This window comes from Mycobacterium sp. ITM-2016-00318 (assembly GCF_002968285.2).
Taxonomy (GTDB): Bacteria; Actinomycetota; Actinomycetes; order Mycobacteriales; family Mycobacteriaceae; genus Mycobacterium.
This window is the reverse complement of the sequence record NZ_CP134400.1, coordinates 3,680,445-3,695,962: the sequence shown is the minus strand read 5'-3', so window position 1 is coordinate 3,695,962 and position 15,518 is coordinate 3,680,445. Positions and strand designations below refer to the sequence as shown.

Sequence of the window (15,518 nt, the reverse complement as noted above, 5' to 3'; positions counted from 1 at the left end):
TGCCGGGGCCGGTGCGCCAGTTCACTGATACGATGCGTGCGGTCGAGAACGCCGGTTGGCCGGTCGTGTGGTCGGGCGGGGAAAGCTACGGCGTGCGATTCGCCTATGTCGAGCCGCCGAACTCGCCTGCGGCCGTCATCGAGATCTCCGAACTCACCGATGCCACGGCGGCCAACGCGATCTTCATCCACGACGCCGCGGCGGAGTGGGACGGCAACAACCCCATCCGGCCGCTCGGCGGTTGATCGAGACGGCGGCTATGGCGGGCTCTACTCGCAAATCATCGCCATGGATGCAGTTTCAACGCGTGAAATCACTTGTCGCGCTTCATCACCCTGTCGGCCGCGGCCCAGTGCTCATCGGAAACCCACAGCCGGGCGAAGGCGGCGACCGCCTCGGTGGTGGTGACGCCCCGCATCACGTGTTTGATCTCCCCGGCGGGACGGTTCGCCAGAGCGCACGCGATCCTGCGCCACTCGGCGTCGAACTCGTCGCGGGCGATGACGTGGTCGACCAGCCCGCTGCGCTGCGCGTCCTGAGCGCTGAGAATCATTCCGGTGCCTGCCAGCAGCAGGGCCTTGCTGAAGCCGACCAGTTCGACGAGCCGCTCTGCCCCGCCCCATGCGGGCATGATCTCGAGCGACACCTGGTTGAAACCGATCTTGATGTCGTCTGCGGCCAGCCGGATGTCGGCCGACACCGCCACCTCGGCGCCGCCTCCGAGCGCATGACCGTTCAGGGCAGCCACCGTCGGCCCGTTGAAGCCGGCGATCCGGTCGCAGATCGACCGCATCCGCCATGCCATGGCGCCTGCTTCGCGTTCCGTGCGCAACGCGCTGAGTTCCTTGAGGTCGCCGCCCGAGACGAAGGCGCGATCGCCCGCGCCGGTGATGACGAGCGCGGCCGCGTCCTCGGCCCCGTCGAGCGCCTTGTCGAACTGGTCCATCGTCTCCAGCGAGATGGCGTTGCGGGCGTGCGGGCGGTCGATGGTGATGACCGCCAAGCCGTCATCCAATTCGAGATCGACCATCGCCCATTCTCCGTCTGCGGTATTGGCATTCTCTTGGGCGGAGAATAGCATCACGAGCGAATGGAGGTGCCGCGGCGCGCAATGCGAAAAATCCCGGTAGAGCTGATCAAACGCTATGAGGATGAAGGGTGGTGGCGGGCCGAGACGCTCGGCGATCTGATCGCAGACGGGCTGCAGGCGAACCCGCGCACCGGCTTCTGGGTGCACTCGGACGTCCGCCCGTTTGTCGGCACGTTCGCCGACGTCGAGTTGCAGGCCCGTCGGCTGGCCGAAGGCCTGCGCGCGCGTGGCGTCAAGCCCGGCGACGCCGTGGCCATTCAGCTGCCGAATTGGATGGAGGCGGCCGCGTCATTCTGGGCGTCGGCCTTCCTCGGTGCGGTTGTGGTGCCGATCGTGCACTTCTACGGCCGCAAGGAACTGACCCACATCATCGCCACCGCCAAGCCGAAGGTGTTCATCACCGCCCGCGCGTTCGGGCGGATGAAATACCTGCCCGACCTCTGCGCGGATGTCCCGATCGTCGGGTTGGTCGGTGAGAATTTCGAGGAGCTTCTCGCCGATGAACCGCTGGCCGGAACGATTGCCGCCGATCCGAGCAGCCCCGCGCTGATCGCATTCACCTCGGGCACGACAACTGACCCGAAAGGCGTTGTGCACAGCCATCAGACGCTGGGGTGCGAGACGCGGCAGCTATTGGCCAACTACCCACCCGACCGTGGCAGGCAACTCACCGCGACACCGGTCGGGCACTTCATCGGCATGCTCGGCGCGTTCCTCATCCCCGTTCTCGAGGGCGCCTCGATCGACCTGTGCGACGTCTGGGATCCCGGGAAGGTCCTCAAGTTGATCGAAAGCGACGGGCTGTCGGTCGGTGGCGGCCCACCGTTTTTCGTCACCAGTCTGCTCGACCATCCCGACTGCACCGCAGAACACGTCTCGCACTTCAAAACCGTTGGCCTCGGCGGGTCTACGGTGCCCGCCGCGGTCACCCGCAGGCTGGCCGACATGGGCATGTTCGTGTTCCGGTCCTACGGCAGCTCCGAGCATCCGTCGATCACCGGGTCGACTCGCGATGCGCCGGAGGACAAACGGCTCTACACCGACGGCAATCCGCGTCCGGGTGTGGAGATCCGGCTCGGCCCGGACGGCGAGATCTTCAGCCGCGGACCGGATCTGTGCCTCGGCTACACCGACGACGCGCTGACGGAGCGGGCGTTTGACGCCGAGGGTTGGTACCGCACCGGCGATGTCGGCGTGCTCGACGACGACGGGTACCTGACCATCACCGACCGCAAGGCCGACGTCATCATCCGCGGCGGCGAGAACATCTCGGCGCTCGAGGTCGAGGAGGTTCTACTCAGCATGCCCGCGGTGGCCGAGGCCGTGGTGGTGGCCGCACCCGACGACCGACTGGGCGAGCGTGCCGCGGCCGTGCTGCGGATCCGCGACGGCCATGACATGCCGACCCTCGACGACGTGCGCGAGCACTTCAAGTCGGCGGGCGTCGCGATTCAGAAGTGGCCGGAGGAACTGCACTGGGTGGACGACTATCCGCGCACCGCGAGTGGCAAGGTGCAGAAGTTCCTGGTAAGGCAACACATTGCGTTGAGCAGCTAAGGAGAATAGGATTCTCTCAAGAGGATAAGGAGTCTTTCATGGGTCAACTTTCACACCGGGTCGACATCCCGTTTCCGCTGTTCGACGCTGACAACCATCTCTATGAGCCGCCGGAGGCGATGACCAAGTACCTCCCCAAGGAGTACAAGGACATCGTCCAGTACGTCGAGATCAACGGCCGCACGAAGATCGCCCTGAAGGGACTGATCAGCAACTACATCCCGAACCCCACCTTCTCGGTGGTCGCCGCGCCGGGCGCATGGGAGGAGTACTTCAAGTTCGGCAACCCCGACGGCAAGAGCAAACGTGAGCTGTTCGGCGAGCCGATGCGGGCCATACCGGCGTTCTTCGAGCCCGCACCGCGGATCGAGAAGATGAACGAGCTCGGCATCGAGCGCTCCCTGATGTTCCCGACGCTGGCCAGCCTCATCGAGGAGCGGCTGAGCGACGACCCGATCGCGATCCACGTGCTCATCCACGCGCTCAATCAGTGGCTCGACGAGGTGTGGGGCTTCAACTACCAGAACCGGATCTTCACCACTCCGGTGATCACCCTGCCGATCGTCGAGAAGGCCATCGAGGAGCTGGAGTGGTGCGTCAAGCGCGGCGCTCGCGCGATCCTCATCCGCCCGGCCCCGGTGCCCGGCTTCCGCGGCCCGCGGTCGTTCGCGCTGCCGGAGTTCGATCCGTTCTGGGAGCGGGTCGTGCATCACGACGTCTTCGTGGGCATGCACTCGTCCGACAGCGGCTACTCGCGTTACACGTCCGAGTGGGACGGTGCGGCGCAGGAGATGCTGCCGTTCCAGACCAACGCGATGTCGATCCTCAACGAGTGGCGCCCGATCCAGGATGCCGTGGCGTCCTGGGTGATTCACGGCGCGCTGTTCCGGCATCCGAAGCTCAAGGTGGGCATCGTCGAGGCGGGCTCCAAGTGGATGTTCCCGTTGCTGGACTCCATGGCCGAGGTGTGGAAGAAGGCGCCGGAGGCCTTCCTCGGCAACCCGATCGAGGAGATCAAGAACCGCATCTACGTCAGCCCGTTCTACGAGGAGGGCATCGACGATCTGATCAACCTGATCGGCGTCGAGCAGGTGCTCTACGGTTCCGACTGGCCGCACCCGGAGGGCCTGGCCGAGCCGACCCACTATGTGACCGCGCTCGAGCACCTCTCGGTCGAGGATCAGGCCAAGATCATGGGTGGGAACCTGGGTCGTCTCGTCACGACGTGACGACCCGTCAAAGCTGGCAGACCATCCCCGAGATGGTCTTGAGCGCGGCGGACCGCTTCGGCGATGCGGAAGCGGTCGTCGATGGCCCGCTGCGCTTGACCTTCAATGAGGTCGTGGACCGGATTCGCCGCGCCGCAGGAGCCTTCGCCGATCTCGGCATAACCAAGGGTGACCGGGTCGCCGTGTGGGCGCCGAACTCCGCCGAGTGGATAATCGCGGCCTTCGGGCTGCTCACCGCGGGCGGCGTTCTCGTCACCGTCAACACGCGGTTCAAATCCGACGAGGCCGGCGACATCATCGAACGCAGCGGCGCGAAGGCTGTGTTGGTTCAGCAGGGTTTCCTGGGCCAGGACTACCCGGCGCCTGCCGGCGTGCCGGTCATCGACCTGAAATCCGACTTCCTCGGCAGCGGTTCGCCATCGGTCCGCGACGGAAGCGACGTCGCGGGAACCGACACGTCGGAGATCATCTTCACCTCGGGCACCACCGGCAGGCCCAAGGGCGTGTTGATGAACCACCTCCAGAATCTGCGCCATTACAGCGAGTACAGCGGTCTCATCGATCTGCGCGAGGGCGACCGCTATCTGATGATCAACCCCTACTTTCACACATTCGGTTTGAAGGCCGGCTTGCTGTCATCGTTCATCCGTGGCGCAACCATGTTCCCGATGGCGGTCTTCGACATCGATCGGGTTGTGGAAACGGTTGCGGCCGAGCGCATCACCGTGTTGCCCGGCCCGCCGACGCTGTATCACGCGTTGCTGGGCGTCGCCGACAAAGCCAAGTTGGCGACGCTGCGTGTCGGTGTCACAGGTGCGGCCGACATTCCCGTCGAACTGATCAGACGTGCCTTCGACGAACTGCCGTTCCAGACATTGGCAACCGGCTACGGGCTGACCGAGGGAGGCACTGCGACGCTGTCCCGGCCCGGTGACTCAGCGGAGGACATCGCCACCACGGCGGGGCTTCCGATGGGCGGAGTGGAACTGCGCATCGCCACCGACGGTGAGGTGCTGATGCGCGGCTTCACGGTCATGCAGGGATACCTCGACGACCCGGCTGCCACCGCGGAGGCCATCGACGGCGATGGCTGGCTGCACACCGGCGACCTCGGCACCATCGACGACACCGGTCGGCTCCGCATCGTCGGCCGCAAGAAGGACATGTTCATCGTCGGCGGATTCAACGCCTATCCGGCCGAGATCGAGGGCTTTCTGCTCGAGCATCCCGCCGTCGCGCAGGCCGCGGTGATCGGCGTGCCCGACGACCGGCTGGGACAGGTCGGCAAGGCCTTCGTCGTGCTGAAGGGCACCGTCACCGACGAAGATCTGATCGCGTGGAGCCGCGATCGGATGGCTGGTTTCAAGGTGCCCCGGTACGTAGAGTTTCTGGACGAGCTGCCGCTCAATGCGACAGGCAAAGTGATGAAGGATCAGCTGATCAAGAGAGAGCGCTAAGCGCCCGCATAGTGCGTAAATAGCATTTCCGCAGGACATGCCTGATTTCAGCGGATATGCGAATCCTGTATCGTCGCGGCGATACCGAAAATAGAAAATGCCATTCTCATTGAGCACAGTGCTTACCGGATAGGAGGTTGCATGCGGTCCCGGAAGCAGACTCCGCCGGATTTGAACGGCGACCACGTCGACGACACGGCGGGAGAAACCGAATCCGTCGACGCCATCTCGGCGGAGGAGGCGGAGGCCGAAGCAGCCGAAGCCGAGGCGGTCGCCGCCGCCGCCCGTGCGCGCGCCCGTGCGCTGCGCCTGCGCCGCGAGGCCGCCGAGGCCAAGGCAGCCGAAACCAAGGCCGCCGAGGCCAAGGCAGCCGAAACCAAGGCAGCCGAAACCGCCGAGACCGTCGCGGTACCCGGAGCAGAAGCCGACGAATCAGCCGCAGCAGTCGAAGTGGACGCCGCTGCCGACTCCGCAGTCGAGTTGACAGCCGCGCCGGCGCGGGAACGTCGCGGCGCGCGGATCCCGCTACCGTCGTGGAAGGGCATCGCGGGTGCCCTCACCGTCCTGGTGATCGCGGCCCTGCTGGCCGCCTGTGGCTACATGTACTGGAGCCACCGTCAGGTACAGGCCGAGCAGCAGCGCAGAGCCGAGTTCGAAGCGGCCGCCCGTCAGGGCGCCGTCACGCTGATGTCGCTGGACTACAAGAAGGCCAAAGAAGACGTCCAGCGCATCATCGACAACTCGACCGGCCAGTTCAAGACCGACTTCCAGAACACCGCAGAGGATTTCGTCAAGGTTGCCGTCGAATCCAAGGCCGTCACCGAAACCAATGTGACCGCGACCGCGGTCGAATCGATGACCGATGACACCGCAACGGTTCTCGTGGCCGCGTCGTCGCGCGTCACCAACGCCGCGGGCGCGAAGCAGGAGCCCCGCGCGTGGCGGCTCAGCGTGAACCTGGCGCGTGACGGCGGACAGTTGAAGCTGGCGAAAGTCGAGTTCGTACCGTGACCGATGAGAAGGACGTCCCCGAAGTGGACGCGACCCATGGCGACGAGCCGGTGTCGACCGCAGTCGAGAGCGACGCCATCGGACAGCAGGAGTCCGAACCGAAGGCGGCGGCGACGAAGCCGAGGCGCAACGTTCTCGGCGGAGTGGGCCGGGGCGCGAGAAGGCACTGGGTCGCCGTCGCCCTGACGATTGCACTGGTCGCCGCGGCCGCGCTGACGGGCTGGATGTACTACTCGGTCTACAACTCAGACCGCGACACCGATGCCGAGGCGACGCGGTCCGCCATCCGAGCCGCATCCGACGGAACCGTGGCTTTGCTGTCGTACTCACCGGACAGCCTCGACAAGGACTTCGCGACCGCGAAGAGCAAGCTCACCGGCAGCTTCCTGTCGTACTACACCCAGTTCACCCAGCAGATCGTCGCGCCGGCGGCCAAGCAGAAGGCTGTCAAGACGCAGGCCGCCGTCGTGCGCGCAGCCGTGTCGGAGATTGCGCCGGAGAAGGCGGTGGTGCTGGTCTTCATCAACCAGACCACCGAGAGCAAGGACCGTCCCGACGCCAGCTTCATCAACAGCGCGGTACGCGTGACCATGCAGAAGATCGACGGCGGCTGGCTCATCTCGTCCTTCGACCCGGTGTAGGGCCGTGCGGGGCCGTGCTCGTCGTTGACCTCGGCGACCCGCCGACCGGTCCGCGCGCCCCGACCGGAGTGGTCGTGGCGGTGGGATCCGCCGCCGAGATCGCGTCGCCGCCCGCCCAGTCCTGGATCGACAGCGCGACGTTCACCCTCAGCGGGGATGAGGTGACCGACCGCCGCGTCGTCACCGTCGAGTCGACAGCGACCGCTCTCGTCGAACTGACCACCCGCTTCGAGATGTGGCCGCAGGCGGGGACCGTCTGCGACGACGTGCTGCGCGCGGCCGATCCGGCGGCGTCGACGGTCGCCGGGGTGATCACGGAGTCGCTCGCCTACTCCACGCTGCAGGCGGGCGGGGAATTCGCCGCATGGCTGCGGCAACGGGGTCCCGTCACCGCTCCGGCGCTGCCCGATCCCGTGGTCGCCGACCGCGACGGTGACACGCTGCACGTCCGGTTCAACCGGCCGTCGCGCCACAACGCGTTCTCCAACGACGCCCGCGCCGCGCTGCTGGAAGCCCTCGACGTCGCCCGGCACGACCCGTCGGTCGACGAAGTGATCCTCACGGGCAACGGCCCCTCGTTCTGCAGTGGTGGCGACCTCGCCGAGTTCGGCTCGTTCGCCGACCCGGCGAGCGCACATGTCGCCCGTGTGCGGCACAGCCCGGCGCTGGTCCTAGCCGAACTCACCGCGCGGCTGGGTGCGCGCTGCCGAGCGCGGGTGCACGGGCAAGTGCTCGGGAGCGGGCTGGAAATGGCGGCATTCTGCGGATGGGTTGTGGCGCATCGTGATTCGGTGCTCGGACTGCCTGAGCTTAGCCTCGGTCTGATACCGGGCGCAGGGGGAACGGTGAGCATCACGCGGCGGGTGGGCCGCTGGCGTACGGCCTACCTCGTGTTGTCCGGGCGGACCATCGACGCGGCGACCGCCCTGCGCTGGGGTTTGGTGGATGCGGTGGAAGCGACCTGAGCCGATGCAGAATGTCGTGGTGAGCCGATTGGGTGTGCCCGACGCCGTACTCGCCCGTGCGCGGCGTGCCGCACGAGATGTTTGCGATGCTGCGGCCGAACTCGGCGGCGCTTTGGACGTCGACGCCGACGAGATCCTCACCGGAAGGGCCGCGCTGCTGGGGCTTGCTCCGGCCGGGCGCATCTCGGCAGGCGGTGCGACACGCCTGCTGGCGACACAAGACGGCTGGTGCGCGCTCACGCTGTCGCGCGGGGACGACGTCGAAACCGTTCCCGCCCTTCTGGGAATGGACACCTCACCCACGGATCACTGGTCGGCGGTGACGGCAGCGGCCGCCGATCGGGACGCAGCCGAGTTCGTCGCGAGGGCGCGGTTGCTGGACCTGCCCGCGGCGGTCCTCGACGAAGTCTCGCCCGCTGCACCGCGTTTCATGCGGACTGGAGTTCGCGCAACGCGAGCCATGTCCGCCCTTCTTGTCGCGGATCTGTCATCGCTGTGGGCAGGCCCGCTGTGCGGGCATCTGCTCGCTGCGGCCGGCGCCACCGTGGTCAAGGTCGAATCGCCGCGCAGACCCGACGGCACCCGGCGGGGCGATCCACGGTTCTTCGACTGGATGAATGCGTCAAAGCTGTCCTACGCGACTGACTTTCACGACCACGACGTTCGACGGCTGCTCGAGGCCGCCGACGTGGTGATCGAGGGGTCCCGGCCCGCGGCACTGGCCCGCCACGGCCTTGCGGCCGAGCAGGTGCGCGGGCGCCCCGGCCGAGTGTGGCTGCGTATCACCGGCTACGGCACTGAAGGAGAATGCGCCGACCGCGTGGCCTTCGGTGACGACGCCGCGGTCGCCGGTGGGCTGGTCGCAGCGGGCCCAAGCTTCGTCGGCGATGCGATCGCCGATCCGCTCACCGGCCTGGCGGCCGCTCAGGCGCTGCTCGATTCGCTCCGCCGCGGCGGCGGCGAGACCGTCGACGTCGCCCTTGCGGAGGTCGCCGCCGACTACGCCACCTCACCGCTCACCGTTGATCCGCAGAGCCATGAGGTGTCGCGCCTTCCGACGTTGCCGAAGTCCGCTGCCGAACTCGGCGAGGACAACCAGCGGGTGCACGCGCTCATCGAAAGCCGGCTCACCCCATGCTGATTCGTCGCGCCACACTGCCGGATGGCCGTCTCGCCGATATCCGCCTCGACGAGCGGATAGCCGACATCGCCGAGCAACTCGAACCGCTCCACTCCGAGCACGTGGTCGACGCCGACGCCGGTGTGGTGCTGCCCGGTCTTCACGACCATCACCTGCATTTGCGGGCGATGGCCGCCGCACTCGACTCACTGTCGGTCGGGCCGCCGCAGGTGCGCACCGAGGCCCAACTCGGGCAAGCGCTGAGGACGGCAGAACCGGGACCCGATGGCTGGATACGCGCCGTCGGCTATCACGCGTCGGTCGCAGGCGAACTCGACCGCCACCATCTCGACGCGCTGATCGCCGACACCCCCACCCGGATACAGCACCGCAGCGGCGCGATGTGGATTCTGAACTCGGCCGCACTGACCCGCGTCGGTCTGGCCGATCATCCCGACGGGCGGTTGAACAGCACCGACGACTGGGCCGGTGGGCTGCCGCGGCGGGTGACGGCCCTCGCCGACATCTCGGCGCGCCTGGCTCGTTACGGCATCACCGGAATCACCGATGCCACACCGGATCTCACAGCCGACGATGTCGCGGCGTTATCTGTGGCGCACCGGCGCGGGGAGATCCGGCAGCGGCTGCACTTCCTCGCGCCCGGGAAGCGGATACTGCACGACGACCGGCTCGACGTCGACGAGCTCATCGGATGGGTCGCCGACCATCACGACGACGACATTCCCGTCGCCTTGCACTGCGTGACCCGCGCGCAGCTGGTGGTCGCGCTCGCCGCGCTGCGGGCCGCGGGCCACCATCCAGGCGACCGCATCGAACATGCCGCGATCGTGCCCGACGACATGCTCGCCGAGCTGCTCGACGCGGGGGTCACCGTCGTCACTCAGCCCAACTTCGTCGCCGAACGGGGTGAGCACTACCTCCGCGACGTACCTGCCGACGAACACCCACAGTTATGGCGGGTGGCGTCGCTTCTGCGAGCCGGTGTGCCGTTGGCCGCGAGCACCGATGCGCCGTTCGGCGGCATGGACCCGTGGGCCGCGATGCGCGCTGCGGTTCACCGCAGCACGGACCAAGGCGACGTCATCGGCCCTGACGAGCGCATCACGGCTGCCGAGGCCGTGCAGTTGTTTCTGGGTCGTCCGGACCGCCCGTCGGTGCCGCGCACGATCGAGATCGGTCAGCCCGGTGACCTGATGGTCCTCGAACCGGGCATCGCCGTGGAGACGTTGGCCTCCGACATGGTCGCGACGACCGTCGTCGGCGGACGGGTCAGCTAGCGTCGGCCTTCTGCGGCGGCCGCCAGAACAGCACCAGTTGACCGATGCCGCCCGCGAGGCCGACGCCCGCGGCGATCAGCAGGCCCCACCAGCCGTGCAACAGGTCATAGAAGCCGGTGTTCGAGAACAACGCGTGGTCGAGGCTGAACCTGCCTGCGCCAAGGCCTGCCAACGCCACTGCGGCGACCGCGAGCACCAGGTTGTACTCGTAGCCCTCCTTGACGATGAAGAAGCCGTTCGCGCGATGCACGGTCCACGCCGCCACGAGCATCAGGGCGACGAAGCCGGCTGCAGGGACTGGGGTGAGCAGACCGACGGCCAAGCCGAGGCCTGCCGACATCTCGGTGCTCGCGGCGATGCGCGCATGCAGCATGCCGGGTTTCATCCCGATGCTCTCGAACCATCCCGCGGTGCCGGGTATCCGGCCGCCGCCGAAGAACTTGTTGTAGCCGTGTGCCGCCATGGTGAGACCGAGGCACACACGCAAAATCAAAAGCGCGGTGTCGTAGGCGTAGCCATCCATAAATGACAAACCTAGTTCATTGTGTAAACCATGGCGGCGGCAACCGTCGCGACGGTGCCGTCTATTCGGCCAGATCGAACGCCTTGAGCACCTTCGTCGGACGCAGGCGCACCACCAGCTCGCCGGGCACCCCGTTGCGGCGGCCGTACTCCTCGGCCCGGCCGGCACCCATGTACCGGCCGCCGGCCCTGGTGGCGATGTCGAGCAGGTCGGCGGGATCCTCGCTGATCGACACCGTGCCCTGCACCTGGACGAAGGAATACGGTGGCCGATCGTCATCCACGCAGATCACCGCGCGCGGATCGCGGGTCAGCGCGCGACCCTTGGCGGTGTCCTTGCCGGTGTTGAAGGCCAGCTCGCCGTTGTCCACGACGAACCAGACGGGAGCGACCAGCGGGCGGCCGTCGGATGCGGTGTAACCGAGCTTCGCGGTCTTGGTGCCCTCGGAGAGGAAAGCGATGACGTCGTCGGTGAGTTCAGCCACTGGACCGAGGTTAGTGCTAATCCTCGGCGTGCCGTTCGTAATCCCAGCGCTCGAGCCGTGCCTGCAACTCGTGCACGCCGAGCGCGGCGAGTGACGCCGTCAGGCTCAAGCAGGTCACGAGCAGGGCGTTCATGGCTCTCTCTCCCGATCTCTTTTCGGTGTGTATCTATTGGACGACGAAAGCGTAGGAATTGTTCACAGCGACACGCACGAGTATTCGACTACCCGTTTTGCACGCGCGGGCCCACGAGCGCGTCGAGTGCATTCAGTCGCAGCTCACGGTAGGTTTCCCTGGCGTATGCGTTCCAGTCGTCGGTCCAGCCGTCGAGCAGCGCGCCCTCCCGCAGCAGGGGGAGTAGCTCAGCAGCCACGTCATGGTCCGGCCCCCGCGGCTTGGAATGACCGAGCAGCTCACCGATGAGATCCACCGACTGGTACCAGTCCACCGAGACATCGGGCCCGATCGCGGTCGACTGCGGGGTGACCGTGAGCAGAGCCATGGCGCCCATCGGACGCAGTCGCCACAGTGTCGTGCGCAGCCGCGCCGTCGCCCGGTCGGGCCGGGCCGTCGGCCACAGCGTCCGGCACAGCCAGCTGCGGGGGACCGTGCGGCGTTTCAGGGCGGCGAGCGCCACCAGACGCTGACAGGAGGGCGGTAGGTCGAGCAGTTGACCGTCGCGGTGGACCTCGAAGCCACCGAGCATCGTGACCGTGAACTGTTCCGACATCGCGTGCCGCCTTCCGCGTCGCATGAGCCTCTGCGGTCGATGATGCGAAGCGCGGAGCCCGACGGCATGCGTAGTCGACTACCTGTCTCTGCGGTGTTTCGCCTGGACGGCCGCGGCCTGGACACTGCAGCGTCGGCTGGGCACACTCTGCAGTTCATGAGTGAGGTTGAGCCGCAACACACCCAGCGGGTCGAGGTGCATCGGATTCGCAGGATGTCAGGCCGCGACCCGGACGAGTCGCACCGGGCGGCCACACCGCTGGAGTTGTTGTTCGACCTCACGTTCGTGATCGGCTTCGGCATCGCCGCCTCCGAGTTCGCTCATCAACTCGCCGAGGGTCACGTGGGTGCCGGGTTGGCGGCGTTCGTCTTCGCGACGTTCTCCATCTGCTGGGCGTGGATCAACTTCAGCTGGTTCGCGTCGGCCTACGACACCGACGACTGGGTGTACCGCCTGTTGACGATGCTGCAGATGGTTGGCGTCATCATCCTCGCCCTAGGGCTGCCCGAGATGTACACGTCGATGGCCGAGGGCGGCCACGTCGAGAACCGGGTGATGGTGGCTGGCTACGTGGTGATGCGAATCGCATTGGTGGCGCAGTGGTTACGCGCGGCCAAGCAGGACCCGCAGCGGCGCTCTGCCTGCCTGACGTACGCGACCGTCGTCACCGTCGCGCAAATCGGCTGGATCGCGATGATCCCGGTCAGCACATCGATCGTGGCGACGTTCGCATGGGCGGGTCTGTTGGTGGTCCTCGAGATGTTCGGGCCGTTTCTGGCCGAACGGCGCATGGGCGGTACGCCGTGGCACGCGCATCACATCGCCGAACGCTATTCGCTGCTGACCATCATCGCGCTCGGCGAGGGTGTTGTTGGCACCGTGGCGTCGCTGTCCGCCGTCGTCTCGTCGCAGGGTTGGACGGTGGCCGCCGTGCTGGTCGCGGTGGCAGGCACGGGCCTGACCTTCGGAATGTGGTGGGTGTATTTCATCGTTCCGCAGTCGCGACTGCTGCAGGCCCGTCGCGAGCTCTCTTTTCGGTTCGGCTATCTGCACCTGATCGTGTTCGGAGCGATCGTGGCGACGGGTGCCGGATTGCACGCCGCCGCCTATTACGTCGAGCATCATTCGAAGCTGGACGCGGTGAGCACGGTGCTGGCCGTCGCGATACCGGTCGGCATCTACATCGCGGTGGTCTACGTGCTCTACATATTGTTAATGGGCACGCAGAGCGCGTTCAATGTGCTGCTGCTCGTGCTCACCACGGCGGTACTTGTAGCGGCGGTGATCATGGTCGGCAGAGGGATGTCGATGGCCAACGCCCTTCTGATCGTCATGCTGGCGCCCGCAGTCAGCGTCATCGGCTACGAAGTGCGTGGTTATCGGCACGCCGACCGAGCAATCGAGGCGCGTTTAGCGGACGGCGACTCGGGCAAGTCCCATACGTAGCCGTCCGAAGTCGCGTGGTTGTGAGCGGCACCACAGCCTCGCGATGGCGAGGACCCGAGGGGTCAGGTCAAGAAGCGGCCGCCGTTCATTTGTTGGGGACTGTCGAACATCCATCGCGACTTCGGCGGCGTTACTCCCTTCAGTTGACGAAGGAGCACGACATGCCGAAGACGACCTCACGCGGCACCGCCAAGAAGAGCGAAATGCCGAGCACACTGAAGAAGTCGCCCGCCAAGGCGCAGCGGACGTTCGCGAAAGCACATGACGCCGCAGCCGATCAGTACGGCGAAGGCGAACGTGCGCACCGCGTCGCCTACAGCGCGTTGAAGCACAGCTACGAGAAGGTCGGCGACCATTGGGAAGCCAAGGACGAGAAGGGGCCATCGGATTCGCGGGCGCGCAGCGGCGGGCCGAACCCCTCGGGGTCGTCGGCGGAGGGTGTGGACGCGAACGCGTCGAAGAAGCACCTGATGGAAGTGGCTCGGCGACTGGAGGTCTCGGGGCGCTCGACGATGACCAAAGAAGAACTGGTCGACGCGATCAAGAAGGCCAACCGTCGGGTCAGCGACCGCAACAGGTGAGGCGCTACCGCGCTTGCGCGGGCTCCGGTGGATGAGGCTCGAAGCCTTCCAAGAGGTCTAGTTCGGATCGCATCTGCCTTCCGGCCTTCTTGCGGGTGATCAATATGCCGATCGTCGCCAACGTCCACACCGCGTACTGAACCGTCCACGCCAACCGGAACGACTCGAACGAGTAGCCGCCCACCGCGCCGATGACCAGGCCCATCGCCTGCATCGCCAGCAGCGAGGCCAGGAAGCCGCCCATGTTGACCATGCCCTGGGCGGTGCCGAGTGTGGCGCTCGGATTGAATGTGCGGGCGAAGTCGAAGCCCACCATCGAACCTGGGCCGCCGATCGAGATGATCACGACGAGCATCGTCAGCAGCCAGAGTGGCGCAGCGGACGGCAGCGCCAGCACGACCGTCCATATCGCGGCGTTGCTCGCGATGATCGCCAGCACGAGACGTGACCGCCTGTGCGGCTTGCGTCCGGTGAAGATGCCGATAACGATGCCCGCACCGATGGCCGCGACCACCGACAGGCTCAGCAAGGTGCCCGCTACATGCACAGACAGCCCCTGTCCGACGGTGAGGTATGGCAGCCCCCACATCAGCGCGAAGGCGGTCACCGAGAACTGGGTGCCCATATGGGTGAAGAAGCCGAGCCGTGTTCCCGGCCGAAGCCAAACGGTTTTGACGCTGGCCCACACTTCGCCGATCGAGTGGGAAGGCGGGTCCTCCACCGGCCCGTTCGGGGTGTTCTTGACCAACGCCAGAGTCAGCGCGATCGAAAGCACGCCGAGAGCCACCACTGACAGGTACGCGGTGGTCCAGCCGTGACCTGCGAGCAGCGCGAGAAACGGAACCGCCGAAAGCACTTGCCCGAGTTGGCCGCAGATGCCGGTCAGCTGCGTCACCAACGGCACCTGATGGGGCCGGAACCAGTGCGGCACCAGCCGCAGCACCGAGATGAACGTGACCGCATCGCCGAGTCCAACCACGGCGCGCGCCGCGATGGCCACTGGCAGCGATTCGGTGAACGCGAGCGTCAGTTGGCCCGCCGCCATCACGGTGGCACCGGAAATGATGAGTGCCTTCGACCCGAAGCGGTCCAGCAGCAGCCCTGCGGGCACCTGGGCGCACGCGTACACCACGATCTGCAGCACCACGAACGACGACAGCACGCTTGGGCTGGCGGTGAAGCGGTCGGCGGCCTCGAGGCCGGAAACGCCCAACGTGGTGCGGTCGAGAACGGCGACGATGTATGCCAGGAGTCCGGTGGCCCACACGATCCATGGACGCACGCGCAGAACTCCTTTTAACGAACTCGGTGGCTTTTGTCGTAATGACTGACCGCTTCATGTTCCCGTAGCAGGCCAGAGACGTGCCACTTCATTGCCGGTGAGATCA

The 15,518-nt window shown here is 66.5% G+C and carries 16 protein-coding genes; 11 read left to right on the top strand and 5 right to left on the bottom strand.

Translation table 11 applies throughout. The annotated features are described in order from the left end of the window. Positions 1 to 32: 32 nt before the first annotated feature. Positions 33 to 245, top strand: coding sequence for a hypothetical protein (locus C6A82_RS17995; protein ID WP_142406040.1), 213 nt, complete (start codon positions 33 to 35; stop codon positions 243 to 245). Positions 246 to 313: 68 nt separating this feature from the next. On the opposite strand, the gene C6A82_RS17990 is transcribed toward C6A82_RS17995, so the two are convergent. After that, on the bottom strand, positions 314 to 1,030 hold the full coding sequence (locus C6A82_RS17990) for an enoyl-CoA hydratase/isomerase family protein (RefSeq protein ID WP_105348160.1): 717 nt from the start codon (positions 1,028 to 1,030) through the stop codon (positions 314 to 316). 81 nt (positions 1,031 to 1,111) lie between these two features. Here C6A82_RS17990 and C6A82_RS17985 point away from each other — a divergent pair, with 81 nt between their 5' ends. The 8 genes from C6A82_RS17985 (at position 1,112) to C6A82_RS17950 (ending at position 10,368) form a co-directional block, all read left to right on the top strand. Next, positions 1,112 to 2,647: an AMP-binding protein gene (locus C6A82_RS17985; protein ID WP_105348159.1), complete on the top strand. Its 1,536-nt coding sequence runs from the start codon at positions 1,112 to 1,114 to the stop codon at positions 2,645 to 2,647. Between the two features lie 38 nt (positions 2,648 to 2,685). Next, a complete protein-coding gene (locus tag C6A82_RS17980; RefSeq protein ID WP_105348118.1) occupies positions 2,686 to 3,876 on the top strand; it encodes an amidohydrolase family protein in 1,191 nt (396 codons plus the stop codon). Continuing rightward, positions 3,873 to 5,333, top strand: coding sequence for a FadD3 family acyl-CoA ligase (locus tag C6A82_RS17975; RefSeq protein WP_105348117.1), 1,461 nt, complete (start codon positions 3,873 to 3,875; stop codon positions 5,331 to 5,333). Before C6A82_RS17980 ends, C6A82_RS17975 begins: the two co-directional genes overlap by 4 nt. Positions 5,334 to 5,474: 141 nt before the next feature. Beyond that, positions 5,475 to 6,344: a hypothetical protein gene (locus C6A82_RS17970; RefSeq protein ID WP_105348115.1), complete on the top strand. Its 870-nt coding sequence runs from the start codon at positions 5,475 to 5,477 to the stop codon at positions 6,342 to 6,344. After that, positions 6,341 to 6,985: a hypothetical protein gene (locus C6A82_RS17965; RefSeq protein WP_105348114.1), complete on the top strand. Its 645-nt coding sequence runs from the start codon at positions 6,341 to 6,343 to the stop codon at positions 6,983 to 6,985. The genes C6A82_RS17970 and C6A82_RS17965 overlap by 4 nt, the downstream gene beginning before the upstream one ends. Before the next feature lie 14 nt (positions 6,986 to 6,999). Then, a complete protein-coding gene (locus C6A82_RS17960) occupies positions 7,000 to 7,950 on the top strand; it encodes an enoyl-CoA hydratase/isomerase family protein (RefSeq protein ID WP_105348112.1) in 951 nt (316 codons plus the stop codon). Beyond that, positions 7,931 to 9,091, top strand: coding sequence for a CoA transferase (locus tag C6A82_RS17955; RefSeq protein WP_311101403.1), 1,161 nt, complete (start codon positions 7,931 to 7,933; stop codon positions 9,089 to 9,091). Before C6A82_RS17960 ends, C6A82_RS17955 begins: the two co-directional genes overlap by 20 nt. Continuing rightward, the gene (locus tag C6A82_RS17950; protein ID WP_105348110.1) at positions 9,085 to 10,368 is read left to right on the top strand and encodes an amidohydrolase family protein; all 1,284 of its coding nucleotides are present in this window, start codon (positions 9,085 to 9,087) and stop codon (positions 10,366 to 10,368) included. The genes C6A82_RS17955 and C6A82_RS17950 overlap by 7 nt, the downstream gene beginning before the upstream one ends. Here the strand turns inward: C6A82_RS17950 and C6A82_RS17945 are convergent. The 3 genes from C6A82_RS17945 to C6A82_RS17935 all read right to left on the bottom strand — a co-directional run bounded on the left by C6A82_RS17945 (position 10,361) and on the right by C6A82_RS17935 (position 12,103). Next, entirely contained in the window at positions 10,361 to 10,891 is a 531-nt protein-coding gene (locus C6A82_RS17945) for a DoxX family protein (protein ID WP_105348109.1), read from the bottom strand. The two genes, C6A82_RS17950 and C6A82_RS17945, sit on opposite strands and share 8 nt — an antisense overlap. 61 nt (positions 10,892 to 10,952) lie before the next feature. Then, a complete protein-coding gene (locus C6A82_RS17940; RefSeq protein ID WP_105348107.1) occupies positions 10,953 to 11,375 on the bottom strand; it encodes a PPOX class F420-dependent oxidoreductase in 423 nt (140 codons plus the stop codon). Positions 11,376 to 11,596: 221 nt separating this feature from the next. Beyond that, complete coding sequence (locus C6A82_RS17935) at positions 11,597 to 12,103, bottom strand: transcriptional regulator (RefSeq protein WP_142406039.1); 507 nt, start codon at positions 12,101 to 12,103, stop codon at positions 11,597 to 11,599. 156 nt (positions 12,104 to 12,259) lie between these two features. On the opposite strand from C6A82_RS17935, the gene C6A82_RS17930 reads away from it, so the two are divergent. Both C6A82_RS17930 and C6A82_RS17925 read left to right on the top strand, forming a co-directional pair. Further along, positions 12,260 to 13,549: a low temperature requirement protein A gene (locus tag C6A82_RS17930; RefSeq protein WP_311101402.1), complete on the top strand. Its 1,290-nt coding sequence runs from the start codon at positions 12,260 to 12,262 to the stop codon at positions 13,547 to 13,549. A gap of 161 nt (positions 13,550 to 13,710) precedes the next feature. Then, positions 13,711 to 14,130 (top strand): ChaB family protein, encoded by a 420-nt coding sequence (locus tag C6A82_RS17925; RefSeq protein WP_105343020.1) that lies wholly within the window; start codon positions 13,711 to 13,713, stop codon positions 14,128 to 14,130. A 4-nt stretch (positions 14,131 to 14,134) separates the two neighbouring features. Here the strand turns inward: C6A82_RS17925 and C6A82_RS17920 are convergent, their stop codons facing one another. Continuing rightward, a complete protein-coding gene (locus C6A82_RS17920; protein WP_396836822.1) occupies positions 14,135 to 15,397 on the bottom strand; it encodes a nitrate/nitrite transporter in 1,263 nt (420 codons plus the stop codon). Between the last annotated feature and the right edge of the window lie 121 nt (positions 15,398 to 15,518).

Coding starts and splice junctions, on each gene's coding strand:
- C6A82_RS17955 (WP_311101403.1), top strand. CDS start 7,931: ATGCGGTGGAAGCGACCTGAGCCGATGCAGAATGTCGTGGTGAGCCGA.
- C6A82_RS17980 (WP_105348118.1), top strand. CDS start 2,686: ATGGGTCAACTTTCACACCGGGTCGACATCCCGTTTCCGCTGTTCGAC.
- C6A82_RS17990 (WP_105348160.1), bottom strand. CDS start 1,030: ATGGTCGATCTCGAATTGGATGACGGCTTGGCGGTCATCACCATCGAC.
- C6A82_RS17930 (WP_311101402.1), top strand. CDS start 12,260: ATGAGTGAGGTTGAGCCGCAACACACCCAGCGGGTCGAGGTGCATCGG.
- C6A82_RS17995 (WP_142406040.1), top strand. CDS start 33: ATGCGTGCGGTCGAGAACGCCGGTTGGCCGGTCGTGTGGTCGGGCGGG.
- C6A82_RS17945 (WP_105348109.1), bottom strand. CDS start 10,891: ATGGATGGCTACGCCTACGACACCGCGCTTTTGATTTTGCGTGTGTGC.
- C6A82_RS17985 (WP_105348159.1), top strand. CDS start 1,112: ATGCGAAAAATCCCGGTAGAGCTGATCAAACGCTATGAGGATGAAGGG.
- C6A82_RS17925 (WP_105343020.1), top strand. CDS start 13,711: ATGCCGAAGACGACCTCACGCGGCACCGCCAAGAAGAGCGAAATGCCG.
- C6A82_RS17935 (WP_142406039.1), bottom strand. CDS start 12,103: ATGTCGGAACAGTTCACGGTCACGATGCTCGGTGGCTTCGAGGTCCAC.
- C6A82_RS17970 (WP_105348115.1), top strand. CDS start 5,475: ATGCGGTCCCGGAAGCAGACTCCGCCGGATTTGAACGGCGACCACGTC.
- C6A82_RS17950 (WP_105348110.1), top strand. CDS start 9,085: ATGCTGATTCGTCGCGCCACACTGCCGGATGGCCGTCTCGCCGATATC.